This window comes from Stenotrophomonas sp. STEN087 (genome assembly GCF_056759115.1).
In genome coordinates this window covers 1-1540 of the sequence record NZ_JBRRCR010000167.1, presented here as the reverse complement: position 1 = coordinate 1540, position 1540 = coordinate 1, and the positions used below count along the sequence as shown (strand labels likewise).

General features: G+C 70.2%; 1 protein-coding gene. It reads left to right on the top strand.

Annotated elements, in window-relative coordinates:
• The first annotated feature begins 112 nt into the window (after window positions 1–112).
• On the top strand, window positions 113–1399 hold the full coding sequence (locus ACVOK1_RS20455) for a DUF445 domain-containing protein (protein ID WP_108768356.1): 1287 nt from the start codon (window positions 113–115) through the stop codon (window positions 1397–1399).
• Window positions 1400–1540: the final 141 nt, after the last annotated feature.

Genomic DNA, 1540 nt, shown 5'->3' with positions numbered 1-1540 from the left:
CCGCGCCCCGCCCCCCCCCCCCCCACCCCCCCCCCCCCCCCCCCCCCCCCCCGCCCCCCCCCCGCCCCCCCCCACACCCGGACGCTCATGCGGTGCCGGTTAGACTCCCCCCATGACGTCTGCCATCGATCCGCGTCGCGCGCAGCTGCGACGCCTGAAAGCCATCGCCCTGGGCCTGCTGCTGTTGATGCTGGCCGGGTTCGCGGTCAGCCACTGGCAGGGCGAGCGTGGTGGCTGGGCCTGGGTGTCGGCCTTCTGCGAGGCCGCCGCCGTCGGCGCGCTGGCCGACTGGTTCGCGGTGGTCGCGCTGTTCCGCCGGCCGATGGGCCTGCCCATTCCGCACACGGCGATCATCCCCCGCAGCAAGGAACGCATCGGCGACAGCCTTGCCCTGTTCGTGCGCGACCAGTTCCTGGAACCGGGCGTGCTGCTGGCCAAGCTGCAGGTGTTCGATCCGGCCAGCCGTCTCGGCAGCTGGCTGGCCGACCCGGCGCGTTCGCGGATGCTGGCCGACATGGCCCGTGGCTGGGCGCTGCAGGCCCTGGATTTCTTCGACGAAGGCGCCGTGCGCCGGCAGTTGCACAGCTTCGTCGTGCAACAGCTGCGACAGTGGAACGCGGCCTCCACCGCTGGCGAACTGCTGGCCCTGCTGACCGCCGATGGCCGCCACCAGCGCGTGCTGGACGAGGGCCTGCAGCGGCTCGGCCGCTGGCTGGAACAACCGGAAGTGAAGGAGCGCGCTTCGCAGTTGATCGTGCGCTACATCCAGCGCGAGTGGCCGACGCTGTCGAACACGGTGAACTGGATCAAGCCGATCGATGAGATCGGTGACAGCCTGGCCGAGCGCCTGGCGCGTGCGGTGCTGGAGGAGCTGCAGCAGGTCCTGGCCGAGCCGCAGCATCCGTTGCGGCAGGATTACGAGACCTGGCTGGGCAACTACGTGCAGCGCCTGCGCGAAGACCCGGCGCTGGCCGAGCGCATCGAACAGCTGAAGCAGGAAATGATCGACCACCCGGCCCTGCAGGAGTATGTGCAGGGGCTGTGGGCGCGCATCCACGCCAGCCTGCGCGCGGACCTGCAGCGCGAGGATTCGGCGCTGGTCGGTCACCTGCAGCGCAGCCTGGCATCGCTGGGTGCGACGCTGCAGGCCGATCCGGCGCTGCGCGATGCGCTCAACCAGCATCTGCTGGAGGGTGCGCAGCGGTTGACCGAGCGCCTGCGCGAGGGGGTGACCACGCACATCGCGCAGACGGTTAAGGGCTGGGACGAGCGGCACCTGGTCGAGCAGCTGGAACTGAGCGTGGGCCGCGACCTGCAGTTCATCCGGTTCAACGGCACGCTGGTGGGTGGGTTGATCGGGGTGCTGCTGCATGCGGCGACGGTGCTGTTCAGATTCTGAGTGGGTTTCCGGCAGGGCTGCGCCCTGCACCCGCAGCGACAACGTCAACGTCAACGTCAGAAGCCTGCATGCCGTGGGTTGGCGGGGCGGTGTGAGTGGTCAGGACACGCCGTAAACCCGTCCATGGGGGCTCGATGGCGC

What these genes read in the sequence shown, in the direction of transcription:
- ACVOK1_RS20455 (WP_108768356.1), top strand. Translation starts at nt 113, where the DNA reads ATGACGTCTGCCATCGATCCGCGTCGCGCGCAGCTGCGACGCCTGAAA.